Genomic DNA, 13,545 nt, shown 5'->3' with positions numbered 1-13,545 from the left:
TTTTTAGCTGCAACCAGTGGTTGTGCCGCAGTCGAGACATAACTTACAGGTTCCATTGCGCATCATCCGGTCGCTACCGCAATGACTGCAGGTTTCGCCGTATAATACCTCGCCTGACACCTCATTATTGTAGTCATGCGGCGTGTTTTCGGCGGTACTGACACTTTTGACCATGTTTTGTTTATGCATCAAGGTAAAGTTTTTTGGTTTAACTTGACAATTGGAAAAATCCCCATGTTCAATATCAATGACCTTGCTGATCAGATCAGAAATTGACGACGCAAATTTTATGTATGGATGGCGTGAAACAAAACCGGAGGGTTCGTATTTCTGACCTCTAAGCATTTTGGAAATCTGATCGGGCGGGATATGGTATTGGAGCATGTTGGATATCGATTTGGACAATGATGCCAACAGCCCTTTGACAACGGTTCCCTCTTTGTCAGTCGATACAAATATCTCGGCAATGCCACCATCTTCATAAAATCCAATCGTGATATAAAGTTCAATATCACCGATCTTCGCTGCATGGGTGCGACTGAGCCGCATGCCTTCCGGACGGACCCGATTTAGGGCTTTGGTTGAGCCGTCTTTTACCAGTGCCAGTAATTCAGCATAGGAGTAGTCGTCCAGCACCTTATCGTGGTCATCAGCCATCCCCGAGCTTAACGGTTGAGAGGCTTTACAACCATCGCGATAAATGGCGATGGCCTTGGTTCCGGTTCGATAGGCCAGCAAATGGATGTTTTCGACATCTTCCACGGCGGCATCATTGGGTAGATTGACAGTTTTAGAAACCGAGCCGCTGATCATTGGGGTAATCGCAGAAACCATTAAGACGTGGCCCATTGGTGAAATGGTGTTGGCGGTATCAAAAATCGGCAAATGTTCCGGTTTGATATGGGGGGCGCCAGCCACTCCTTCGTGAAGAAAATAGCCCTGGTTATCTTTTTCCAGTAGGTATGTCAGGATTTCGCCGATTTCTTTTTCACTATAACCGAGATTGTAAAGCGCCATTTCCATTACTGGATTAACGATTTCCATTGATCCGCCGCCAATCAGTTTTTTAAAGACAACATGATTATAAAAAGGTTCCACCGAGGTAGCGCCACAGTCCATTGCAAAGGAAATGGTTCCGGTCGGCGCAATGACAGATACCTGGGCATTGCGATAGCCATAAGCATCGCCAGCTTCTTCGGCCAGTTTCCAGGCATTTTTCAACTGATTGCTGATCTCTTTAAAGCCCATTTTTTGAAGCAGTTTATGGTTGATCTTAATCGGTTCATAATGAAGTTCTTCATAGTCGTCGATGCGGGCCCCGGCAACCCGACTATGGTTGCGGATGACCCGTTTCATATAGGGCTCATTGACTTGATATTTCGGGAAGGCCCCAATTTTTCCGGCCATCAGTCCCGAAACATAGTACGATGTTCCCGTCATGATGCCAGTGATTCCGGCGATCAGATTACGACTTTCCGCGGAATCATAGGGATAGCCCAGGGCTAGTAGCAAGGATGCTGCATTGGCAATACCGAGACCGGTGGTGCGGAACAGATAACTTTTTCGGGCGACGTCTTTAGTGGGAAATTGACCGTGATAAATAGAGCCTTCCAGGGCACATTGGATCAAGCCTACCAGGTGGATGTAGGGTTCAAGTTCAAAACTATTGTCTTCTTGATTATAAAATTTAAAAATATTAATGGAAGCCAGATTACAAGCGGTATCATCTAAGAAAGCATACTCTGAACAGGGATTGGTGGCATTGATCCGATTGAATTTTTCATTGATGTTGCCATTTTCGCCGCCGGGACAGGTATGCCAGGCATTAAAAATATCGTCAAATTGAATGCCCGGATCGGCGCATTCCCAGGTAGCCTGATTAAGATGATTCCATAATTCCTGCACCGGTACTTCCCGATCAACCTTATCATCAACCCGCCCCCGCAGTTTTAACTTATGATCCGGCTCGTTTTTTAAATTCAAGACGGCCTGCATAAATTCAGCGTTGAGACGGACCGAGTTATTGCTGTTCTGGCCGCTGACGGTCTGGTAGGCTTCACCATCCATCGAAATGTCGTAGCCCATTTTTCCCAACGCCCGGACTTTTTGTTCTTCTTTGACTTTCCAGTTGATAAAATTATCTATTTCCGGATGATCAATGTCGACGATCACCATTTTGGCGGCCCGCCTCGTCGTTCCCCCCGATTTAATCGCTCCGGCATTGCGATCCAGACCCTGAAGAAAACTCATCATCCCTGATGATTGCCCACCACTGGTAAGACCTTCATTGGCAGCTCTGAGGCTGGAAAAATTCGTGCCGACACCGGATCCACCTTTGAATAACTTGGTTTCACTGACATAATGTTCAGAGATGGAATGATCACCAAGTAGCCGATCCTCAATCGATAAAATAAAGCAGGCACTGGCCTGAGTGCGGGTGTAGCGATCTTCGGATTCGAGAACCTGTTCGGTTTTTTCATCGTAAAAATACAAATCATCTTTGGAACCGGCAATCTGATAGCTGCGCATCAGCCCGGTGTTAAACCATTGGGGTGAATTAGGCGCCCACATTTGCATCAGAAAGGCATAAACCAGTTCATCGTAATAAATCTGCCATTCCTCATCAGAGTTAATTAGTCCTTCTTCGCGAATGGCGTCAGTCCAAAAGCCGACCAGACGGTCAGCAATTTCGCGCATGCTGTGTTCATAACCAAATTGATTGGGAACACCTTTTCGACGGAAGTACTTGGTGGCGATAATATTGCAGGCATTTTGAGAGTAATGCTCAGGGAATTCCAGGTCTTTCATTTCATAAATGGTTGCACCGGTTTTATAGTTTTTTAAAATAACGTCGACAGTCTGCCATTGAAACAGATCATAAACCGTTTTATCTGAATTTTCCAGTTCTTTGGTGAATACCCGTTTGAACAGTTGATTTATTTGATTCAATTCTTTTGTTCCTCCTAATTTTTTTACATGATCTTGGGTTTTATCTCTAATTATAATCATATATATAGTGTTTAACAATGTATTTTTTAATGCGTATGTTGCAAATTTCAAAGTGTGTCTCAGAGCAAATAAAAAGGCTCATGACAGAGCCTTTTTATAAGAGAATCTTGTATTTATTGATTATTAAAAATTCAATTATCTAATTTTTCATTTTAACTTTTTGTCCCAGCTTGCTTTCCCGCCCCTGAATGATCCGGCCGATATTCTTGCGATGCTGGAATAAACTGAAAAGACATAAAACAACCGCAAAAATAACTTCGGTCACAGTACGGCCAAACAAAAGGGCGAAAATTGGCAGCATCGTCATCCCAACCATCGATGTCAGGGAAACCATTTTCCAGATAGCCAGAACAATCAAACCGATCATGATGGCAATGATAGCAACCTCCCAGTCATAGGTCAGAAAGACGCCCAGCGAAGTTGCAGTGCCCTTACCGCCGCGGAACTGCAGAAAGGCAGGCCAGTTATGACCAGCGACAACGGCGATTCCACCTAAAACAAGAAAGACCTCGTTCAGGCTTAAAACATAGCGACCAATGACAACCACCAGACAGCCCTTTAATGCGTCAAGCAGAAACACGGGAATGGCGACATTTTTTCCCATCACCCGGAGTACGTTTGTTGTTCCCGCGTTGCCGCTGCCGTAGTTGCGCACGTCTTCATTTTTTAAAAATTTCACCAGGATATAGGCAAAATTCAAATTTCCAATTAAATAAGCCGCGACAACAAAAACAAGTCCAATAACAATCGACATTTCACTACCCCTTTAACACATTAAATTTTAGTTATTCTGAGTTGTTCAATGAGCGTTCCCAGTTTTTCCAATACCTCATCATAATGCTCGCGCTGGTGAGGAAAACTGCAAGAACTGCAGTTTTTAATACCCTTATCCGTATAAGTAAAATGACCACCACAGTTACTGCCCAAGGCATACAGCGGACAATAACAAAACAGACAATTAAAATCTTTTAGATCATCAATCTTATGGCAAGGAAAGTACTCGCAGGCGGTATGCTGAAAATATTTATAATTCGAATCGTCTTTTTTCATTTTTATACAGCATTCATTCCGGCCTGCAGGGCTTTAATATTAAGATCTTTAAACTGAGCTTTGACATTATCGGCAATAATTGCTTCCCAATCGATATCGGTCAGGCCCATCGATTTGATGATCGAACCCAGCAGAATCACGTTCATGACCTTGGGATTACCCAGCTCTTCAGCCATTTTGGAGGCTGACATCACCCGCAGATTAACCTTGCTGTTAATTTCATCGAGAATATTGTCAGGATAGGTGGTGACACCAATAATGACCGACAGTGGAAAGATTTCAGTATCATTAACGATCATTTTGCCGGTCGGTTTAAGGTATTCCAGAGATCTCAGACCTTCCATTTTTTCAAAAGCAACGACAATATCGGCACTGCCGATCTCAATAACCGGAGACTGAACATCATCACCATAACGAACTAACGAAGAAACCGAGCCACCACGCTGACTCATGCCATGAATTTCGCTCATTTTCACGTCATAACCAGCTTCCATCAAACCAGTGGTTAACAACTTGGCCGCTAAAATGGTGCCCTGACCGCCAACGCCCACTAATACAATATTTTTTGTTTCCATCTCTATCTCACCTCCACATTAATGGCTTGTTTGGGACAGATCTGAGCACAAACACCACAGCCAACACAGGTTTCTTTTAAAATGCCGGATTTTTTATTAGCGCGATCAAATGCTAACGCCGGGCAACCGGACTTCAGGCATTTTTTACAGCCAATGCATTTTTCCACATCGACGGTTGCAACCATTTTAAAAGCCGTCGGAAACTCCTTATTATCCTGGGCTGAGAACTTTTTAAGAACACAGGGCCAACGGGTAATAATGACAGCGGGTCCTTCGATGTTAAGACCCCATTCAATCGCTTCTTCAACAATGGTCAAATTATTGGGATCGATGGAAATCAGGTTTTTGACGCCACAGGCTTTAACCATCGCTTCAATGTCGATCATTGGCGCAGCTTCGCCCATTAAATCGTACCCAGTACCGGGATTCTGCTGGTGACCAGTCATGCCGGTAATGCGATTATCCAGGATAATGGTCAGGGTATTGCTTTTATTATAAGTGACATCCATCAGACTGGTAATGCCAGAATGGAAAAAGGTTGAATCGCCGAGGATCGACACCACTTTTTTTGAATGATCGCCCTTAATGTCAAAGGCTTTTTGAACGCCATGGCCGGCACTGATGCTGGCGCCCATACAAATCATGGCATCAGTAGCATTGTAAGGAGGCATTAGTCCTAACGAGTAGCAACCAATATCACTGAAAATCATCAGATCTTTGCGACGCCCCAGTTCATAAAAAACGCCACGATGCGGACATCCGGCACACAGCGCTGGAGGTCGTGGCAATACCATTTCTGGGTTTGGTTCAATAATTTGAGCTTCCTCGTTTAAGAGGGCTTTACGGACACGATCAGGAGTCAACTCTCCCATAGCAGGCAATTTTTCTTTGCCGATACAGTCAATTCCAGCCGCTTTGATTTCGGTTTCCATAATCGGATCGTTTTCTTCAAATATATAAAGGGTCTTTTTCCCCTTGGCGAAGGCGGCAATTTTTTCCATCGGCAGTGGATAACTAAAGCCAATTTTTAAATAAGAAACGGTCTTCCCAAACACTTCCTTGGCATAACGATAGGCCACCCCAGATCCGATAATACCGATATCAGCACCATTATCTTCAATATAATTAAATGGCGAATTATTGGAATAGTCTTCCAGTCGCTTAAAATTATCGGCTAGCTTAACCTGCATGCCGCGAGCAAATGCCGGCAGCGGGCAATATTTCCGGATATCCTTTTCGTAAGGCTTATCCATTACTTCAACCCGGTCGCTACAGTCGACAATTGATTTGGAGTGGCATACCCGGGTGGTCATTCGAAATAATACTGGCATGTCGTAGGCTTCGCTGACGGCATACGCTTCTTTAAGCATATCCTTAGCTTCCTGGCTGTCTGATGGTTCAAACATACAAACTTTGGCATGACGAGCATAATTACGGTTGTCCTGCTCGTTTTGAGATGAATGCATGCCTGGTTCGTCAGCTGTGACGAGAACTGACCCGGCGTTAACCCCCAGATAAGCAAAGGTAAACAATGGATCGGTGGCAACATTGACCCCCACGTGTTTCATCGCACATAAGCTTCTGACGCCACCGATAGATGCTCCAGCCGCTGCTTCCAGGGCGACCTTTTCATTGGGGGCCCATTCGGAGACAATTTCCTTATAAGTAGCCACATTTTCTAAAATTTCAGTACTTGGTGTTCCCGGATAGGCTGTGGCAAACTTTACCCCAGCCTCCCAGGCCCCTCTTGCGATGGCTTCATTTCCTGTTAATAATAGCTTCATTTCTTTCTTGATGCTCCTCTCTGATTTGGTGACAATTGCCCATTCTCTGGGTTAGATATGCCCCCAGGATAATGGAATTTAATTTATTTTCATAAGAATCCGATCGGGATGTTAAAATAATGGGTGCACAGGCACCCATTACGATCCCTCCCAATTGGGCATTACCCAAATGAGTCATTACTTTTATGATTGCATTACCGGTTTCAATATTTGGCATGATAATAACATCGGCATCGCCGGCGACATCCGATTCATAACCCTTGACCTGGGCGGCTTTTTGAGAGATCAGCAGATCCATCGCAATGGGACCTTCAACCAGCACATCAGCGCCAAAATACTGGTGTTGAGATAATTGTTTTAATGCTGCGCCGTCCACAGTTGCCGGCATTTTGGGATTAACCTTCTCTTTGGCTGCCAGACAGCCGACCTTAATCGGAGAAATACCCAGCAGTCGCGCAAAATCGACAGTATTCGCAATTATCCCTTGCTTTTTCACCAGATCTGGATCAATGATCATTCCGCCATCAGACAGAATCAAAAATTTGTGATACGACGTGATTCTGACCATCATTATACTACTCAAGAGGCGGCCAACCATCAACCCCTCAGCCTTATTGATCACAGCTTTGAGAAAGACAGAGGTATCCACTAAACCCTTCATAATAAAATCAGCCTGTCCATGGTGTACCAGTGACACAGCCTTCTGACAGGCTACCGCCGTGTCAGCGACGTCGATGATTTCCATATTACTGACGTCGATGCTTTCATCACGACTGATCGTTTCGATTTTCGTTCGACTACCAACTAGAATAATGTGACTCAGATATAATTCGTTTGCAATGGCAAGGGCTTTTAACAAGTCACCTTCCGCAGCGGCGGCAACAACCAGGGTTCCCTTTTCGCCACACTTCACCGATTCACCAATGTCCTTAAAATTATCAAACATCTTAACCTCATTTTTTTCATATGAAATATTATACACTAATTCAAACCCATAATAAAGAAACAATTTTGTTACAATTACTTCTGGACAATCTCTGACTGATGCTGAACACCGTAAAATAAAATTTGTGATAAAAAAAGCTTCCTGATCTATTCTAGCACAGAACAGATCAGGAAGACTATACAAACACGGAGATATTTTTTCTTGCTGTCAAAACAGATCCTCAAATTAAGGAACTATTTTCGTTCGTCTAATGGTTCGTAAGCTCGTCGTTCGCTGACATTCATATAGGCGGGACGAATAATTTTACCGGCATTGATCAGTTCTTCAAGACGGTGAGCGCTCCAACCGGCAATTCTGGCGATGGCAAAAATCGGGGTAAAGAGTTCCAGTGGTAATCCCAGCATGCTGTAAACAAAGCCACTGTAGAAATCGACATTGGCGCTGACGCCTTTGTAGATTTTTCGTTCTTCGCCGATTACTTCAGGGGCCAGACGTTCGACCATTGAATAGAGTTCAAACTCATCATGCAAGCCCTTTTCTTCCGATAAGCTGCGGACAAATCCTTTAAATACATTGGCCCGGGGATCCGATACCGAATAGATGGCATGACCCATACCGTAAATCAGACCGGCATTGTCAAAGGCTCGTTTGTGGAGTAGATCGACCAGATATTGACGCACCTGTTTTTCGTCGGTCCAATCGTCTAAGGTTTTCTTCATATCAGCAAACATTTCGACTACTTTAATGTTGGCACCACCATGTTTCGGTCCTTTTAATGAACCCAGCGAGGCGGCAATAACCGAATAGGTATCGGTGCCGGAAGATGAAACCACATGGGTAGTAAAGGTCGAGTTATTCCCACCGCCATGTTCGGCATGGAGGACCAGCGCGATATCCAGTATTCGTGCTTCCAGCTCCGTATACTGGCTATCTGGTCTCAGAATATAAAGAATATTCTCGGCGGTTGACAGCTCTGGTTGGGGTTGATGAATAAATAGACTCTGATCATCATGATAATGTTTATAGGTCTGATAACCATAGACTGCCAATAATGGAAATAAGGCAATCAGCTCCAGCGATTGTCTCAAAACATTGGGAATTGACACATCACTGGCGTTGTCATCATAAGAAAAAAGTGTCAGCACACTTCTCGCCAGGGTGTTCATCATATCAGAACTTGGCGCCTTCATAATGATGTCACGAACAAAGCTGGTTGGTAAGCTCCGATAATTACCGAGAACTTTGGTAAAACTACCCAGTTCCTCCCGACTTGGCTGATCACCAAATAGCAACAGATAGACAACTTCTTCAAAGCCAAAACGTTTTTCTTTAACAAAGCCATCGACCATTTCTTCAACGTCGACACCGCGATAAAACAATTTCCCTTCAGTCCCAATTTTCTTGCCTTCTTCAAAGACATAAGCCTGGATTTCTGATATTTCAGTCAAGCCAGTTAAGACACCGTTTCCGTCTAAATCTCTCAAACCACGGTTCACTTGATATTTTTTATATAATTCAGGTTCGATGTAGCTATTTTTTACACATAATTCACTATACTCTATAATTTCAGGGGTAATTTCCGAAAAAATACGATTCATCATCAATCTCCTCTATCTCACTTATTTTCTATAATTATACCTTAAAACAGGATCCAGATAAAGTTAATTTATAACTATTTTTTGCATTTTTGAAAGACAATCAGAAATAATCCCTTTTTTTTCTTTAGTTCCCGTAAATAATATGAATATTTTCGAAAATATGAAAGTTTAATTATATTTCTTTCATTATTTGAATTATTTTTATTCTTTACCACTTAATTAATTCTAAGCGACGTTGGTTGTTTCGCAACTAAAAAAAACTTCGACTCAAACGAGTCGAAGTTAAATTTCATTAAAATGGCAGGGGCAGAAGGATTTGAACCCTCGGCACGTGGTTTTGGAGACCACTGCTCTACCAGCTGAGCTATACCCCTACAACAGCAACTACTATATTATAATTGCTGGCGCGGTACTTGTCAATAGCTATATTTATTTTTTTACTTATTTGTTAATACAACGCTGCATCACTTAGACTTTTAAGTCAATTCTGTTTAAATCAAGCAATTCCTGGTTAGCATCCAGGATTGGATTAACTTCTTCGCTAATAAAATCATCAACCTGCTGGGGTGCTCTGCCAACGTAAAGGATGGGATCCAGAAGGGCATCAACATCTTCAGCTTTGAGATTAAACGATGGATCCTTAAGGATTCTGTCGATTAAATCATTGGGCTTCCCTTCGACTTTAACGGTATGACCTGCTTCCATGGAGAGGACTCTGATTTTTTCATGAAGATCTTGACGATCCCCACCCCGTTTGACACCTTCCATGATAATATTTTCGGTGACCATAAACGGAAGCTCGGCGTTGATGTGCTGAAGGATGACTTTGGGATAAACAACTAGGTTTTCCGATATATTCATAGCAATCATTAGAATCGCATCAGTAGCTAAAAATCCTTCGGGAATACTGATCCGCTTGTTGGCTGAATCGTCCAGAGTCCGCTCAAACCACTGTGCCGAGGCCGTTAAGGCCGGATTAAGAGAATTGACAATCACATAACGGGCCAGCGAACAGATCCGTTCTGATCGCATCGGGTTACGTTTGTATGCCATTGCTGATGAACCGATCTGATTTTTTTCGAACGGTTCTTCGACCTCTTTTAAATTCTGAAGCAGGCGGATGTCGGTGGCAAATTTAGTCAGCGTTTGAGCAATGCCACTTAGGACGTTCAGCACCTGGGAATCAAATTTTCTTGAATAGGTCTGTCCACTGACTGCATATGATTTTTTGAACCCCATTTTTTCGGCGACCAGATCATCCAGGCGCTTCACTTTTTGATGATCATTATCAAAAAGTTCCATAAAACTTGCCTGGGTACCAGTGGTTCCTTTAACCCCTAGCAGTTTAACATTGCTGATGACGTGATCAAGATCGGCTAAATCCATTAATAAATCCTGAATCCACAAACACGCCCGTTTGCCGATAGTGGTTAATTGGGCTGGTTGAAAATGGGTGAAGCCTAATGTTGGTAAATCTTTGTGTGTATTTGCAAAGTGGGAAAGATGGTTAATCAGATTAATCAGTTGCTTACGAACATGCAGCAATCCTTCAGTGTAGACAATGACATCAGTATTATCACCGACATAGGCACTGGTCGCGCCAAGATGGATAATGCCTTTAGCTTTAGGACATTGGGCGCCATAGGTGTGAACATGAGCCATGACATCATGGCGCAGTTCTTTTTCTTTTTTTGCAGCCAGTTCATAATCAATGTTGGTGATGTTTGCTTTAAGCTCAGCAATCTGCTCTTCGGTAATATTAAGACCCAGTTCGCGTTCGGCTTCGGCCAGGGCCACCCATAACTTTCGCCAGTTTTGAAATTTGTTGTCCGCAGAGAAAATATGGAGTATTTCCTTTGATGAATAACGTTCGATTAAGGGGTTTTCATAATATTCTTTCATAATAATTTTCGTTTATTCCTTTCACAGTTAAATCACAGCTTCGATAAGGTCAGGATTCGATGAATCAGTCACTTACTTTTCGACTTCGTAGGTTTCATATAATCGAGTGATTTTACTCACCTTATTTTCAATTTCATCGATTGCCAGGATGATCCCATTGATTTGAACGTTGCCGGTGGCAGTCACAAAGCGATTGGGTCTTTTGGTCAGCATCGTATCGATAATAATCTGGCGATCAACACCGATCACCCCATCGATAGGTCCAGTCATACCGATATCGGTAATATAGGCGGTTCCACCTTCCAAAATTCGCTCATCGGCGGTTTGAACATGAGTATGGGTTCCGTAAACTGCGGTGGCCCAGCCATCCATAAAATAACCAAAGGCAATTTTTTCTGAGGTTGCTTCGGCGTGAAAATCAATGATCACCAGATCCGCCGATTTTTTTAATGTATCCATCAGCGGCGCCATTGTATTAAAAGGGCAACTCAGGTTGGGCATAAAAATCTGACCGGATAAATTGACAACACCGATTTTTTTTGTAACACCATTTTTTAATTCACAGCTAAAAAAATCATAGCCCTTACCGGGACATGGCTCCGGATAATTCAGGGGCCGGATAATTTGAGGAAAGTCCGCGATTGTTTCCAATAATTCTTTTTGCTGCCAGACATGGTTCCCCATGGTAATGACATCGATTGGTAAATTCAACAATTCCCTGGCATTTTTGGTCGAGAGTCCATTTCCGGCGGAAGCATTTTCACCATTGACGATGGTAAAATCAATTTGATGCTCCGAAATTAAATGGGTTAGTTGGTCCTTTAAAATTCTTCGTCCGGGTCGGCCATAGACATCACCCAGTATTAATATATTCATAATTTATCCTTCTACCTGCTTAAGAAAACGGCTTAAAAAAAGGGGAGATTATCTCCCCTTACTCTTGATGCTGTCGACTATACCGATAAAGCAGTACCGACAATTGTTACATCATGTTGTACGCATCGGAGCGGACACGGCAAAGCCTGTCCGATTCCGCGGCGAACAACAGATTAACAATTGGTCGGTACGGTAGTTTATCGACAACTTCAGACTATTTAGCGTAGTCACTTGCTCTAGTTTCACGAATCAGATTAACCTTAATGTTTCCGGGATATTCCATTTCTGCTTCAATCTTCTTGGCAATATCACGTGACAATAAAATCATTTCATCATCATCAACTTCGTTTGGTTTAACCATAATTCTCACTTCACGTCCAGCTTGAATCGCATACGATTTCTCAACGCCTTCAAACGACATGGCAATGGTTTCCAATTCCTGTAATCGTTGGATATAGGAAACCAGGGTTTCTCTTCTGGCGCCAGGTCGTGCTGCTGAAATGGCATCTGCTGATTGAACCAGAACTGCTTCCATTGTTCGCGCTTCAACATCACCATGATGAGCTTCGACAGCGTGAATAACGTTCTTATTTTCTTTGTATTTCTTTAGTACATTGACTCCGATTTCAACATGGGGACCTTCGACCTCATGATCAATAGCTTTTCCAATATCATGTAATAATCCTGCTCGTTTAGCGACCTTAATGTTACCATCCAATTCCGCTGCCATAATACCAGCCAGATGGGAAACCTCAATCGAATGCTTTAATACATTTTGACCATAACTGGTCCGGTATTTCAGCCGTCCCAACAGTCGTACAATCTCAGGATGCAGGCCATGAATTCCAGTATCAAAACAAGCTTGTTCCCCAACTTCTTTGATATGGTTTTCGACTTCTTTTTGTGATTTCTTAACCATCTCTTCAATTCTGGCCGGATGGATGCGACCATCAATGATAAGTTTTTCTAAGGATAGTCTGGCGACTTCCCGGCGAATGGGATCAAAACCGGAAAGAATAACTGCTTCTGGGGTGTCATCAATGATCAGGTCAATCCCCGTTAATGTTTCCAATGTACGGATATTTCGACCTTCTCGACCGATAATACGGCCCTTCATTTCGTCATTTGGTAAGTTGACGACGGTAATGGTTTGCTCTGCCACGTGATCGGCAGCACAACGTTGAATGGATTGGGCAATCAGTTCTTTTGCTTTTTTATCAGCAACAGCTTTTGATTCAACCTCGATTTGGCGGATCATGATAGCCGCTTCTCGTCGGGTATCCTTACTGATGTCTTCAAGCAGAATTTCTTTTGCTTCGTCATAAGTAAGACCGGATATCCGTTCAAGTTCCTTTACCTGTTCGTCATACAAGCTATCCACTTTTTCTTTTTTCTTTTCAACTTCTTTCCCTCTTTTAGTAAGGGCTTCTTCGTTGCGTTCTAAATTGGTTAGTTTCTTCTCAAGATTTTCTTCTTTTTGAATCAATCGATTTTCAAGTTTTTGAAGCTCGGCTCGACGTTCGCGGTTATCTTTTTCAAGGGATTCTTTTAATTTCAGGGATTCTTCCTTGGCATCAAACAGAATTTCCTTTTTTAAAGTTTCGCCTTCTTTAACGGCATCATTCACAATTGTTGTAGCGGTCAATTCAGCATTCTTGATCTTGCCTTCGGCAATATTCTTGCGTACAAAATAACCAATCACAAAAGCTGCGATGATACCAATGAATAAAATAATTGTTAGTATGTCTATAATTTTCACCTCCTTATAAACTATTTGCTATGTTTTTAATCTACTCATCATGATC

The 13,545-nt window shown here is 42.8% G+C and carries 10 protein-coding genes and 1 tRNA gene; all 11 read right to left on the bottom strand.

Features of this window, described 5'->3' with window-relative positions:
- Nucleotides 1–3: 3 nt before the first annotated feature.
- Complete coding sequence (locus A3KS_RS0100335; protein ID WP_084504842.1) at nucleotides 4–3,009, bottom strand: vitamin B12-dependent ribonucleotide reductase; 3,006 nt, start codon at nucleotides 3,007–3,009, stop codon at nucleotides 4–6.
- Nucleotides 3,010–3,148: 139 nt separating this feature from the next.
- A complete protein-coding gene (plsY, locus tag A3KS_RS0100330; protein WP_026393184.1) occupies nucleotides 3,149–3,763 on the bottom strand; it encodes a glycerol-3-phosphate 1-O-acyltransferase PlsY in 615 nt (204 codons plus the stop codon).
- Between the two features lie 20 nt (nucleotides 3,764–3,783).
- Nucleotides 3,784–4,059 carry a cysteine-rich small domain-containing protein gene (locus tag A3KS_RS0100325; RefSeq protein ID WP_026393183.1) on the bottom strand — a complete coding sequence of 92 codons (276 nt, stop codon included), beginning with the start codon at nucleotides 4,057–4,059 and terminating at the stop codon, nucleotides 3,784–3,786.
- 2 nt (nucleotides 4,060–4,061) lie between these two features.
- On the bottom strand, nucleotides 4,062–4,634 hold the full coding sequence (locus tag A3KS_RS0100320) for an indolepyruvate oxidoreductase subunit beta (RefSeq protein WP_026393182.1): 573 nt from the start codon (nucleotides 4,632–4,634) through the stop codon (nucleotides 4,062–4,064).
- A 2-nt stretch (nucleotides 4,635–4,636) separates the two neighbouring features.
- Nucleotides 4,637–6,418: an indolepyruvate ferredoxin oxidoreductase subunit alpha gene (iorA, locus tag A3KS_RS0100315; RefSeq protein ID WP_026393181.1), complete on the bottom strand. Its 1,782-nt coding sequence runs from the start codon at nucleotides 6,416–6,418 to the stop codon at nucleotides 4,637–4,639.
- Nucleotides 6,393–7,364 (bottom strand): phosphate acyltransferase, encoded by a 972-nt coding sequence (locus A3KS_RS0100310; RefSeq protein WP_026393180.1) that lies wholly within the window; start codon nucleotides 7,362–7,364, stop codon nucleotides 6,393–6,395. The genes iorA and A3KS_RS0100310 overlap by 26 nt, the downstream gene beginning before the upstream one ends.
- Before the next feature lie 233 nt (nucleotides 7,365–7,597).
- The gene (locus tag A3KS_RS0100305) at nucleotides 7,598–8,965 is read right to left on the bottom strand and encodes a citrate/2-methylcitrate synthase (RefSeq protein ID WP_026393179.1); all 1,368 of its coding nucleotides are present in this window, start codon (nucleotides 8,963–8,965) and stop codon (nucleotides 7,598–7,600) included.
- Nucleotides 8,966–9,260: 295 nt separating this feature from the next.
- A tRNA-Trp gene (locus tag A3KS_RS0100300) sits at nucleotides 9,261–9,336 on the bottom strand.
- A gap of 94 nt (nucleotides 9,337–9,430) precedes the next feature.
- Nucleotides 9,431–10,864 carry an adenylosuccinate lyase gene (gene purB, locus A3KS_RS0100295; protein ID WP_026393178.1) on the bottom strand — a complete coding sequence of 478 codons (1,434 nt, stop codon included), beginning with the start codon at nucleotides 10,862–10,864 and terminating at the stop codon, nucleotides 9,431–9,433.
- A gap of 72 nt (nucleotides 10,865–10,936) precedes the next feature.
- Nucleotides 10,937–11,740, bottom strand: coding sequence for a TIGR00282 family metallophosphoesterase (locus A3KS_RS0100290; RefSeq protein WP_026393177.1), 804 nt, complete (start codon nucleotides 11,738–11,740; stop codon nucleotides 10,937–10,939).
- A 214-nt stretch (nucleotides 11,741–11,954) separates the two neighbouring features.
- Nucleotides 11,955–13,499, bottom strand: a complete 1,545-nt coding sequence (rny, locus tag A3KS_RS0100285) for a ribonuclease Y (protein ID WP_026393176.1) — start codon at nucleotides 13,497–13,499, stop codon at nucleotides 11,955–11,957.
- Nucleotides 13,500–13,545 lie beyond the last annotated feature (46 nt).

Source organism: Acetobacterium malicum subsp. dehalogenans DSM 11527 (assembly GCF_000472665.1).
Taxonomy (GTDB): domain Bacteria; phylum Bacillota; class Clostridia; order Eubacteriales; family Eubacteriaceae; genus Acetobacterium; species Acetobacterium malicum.
This window is presented reverse-complemented; position numbering and strand designations above follow the sequence as displayed.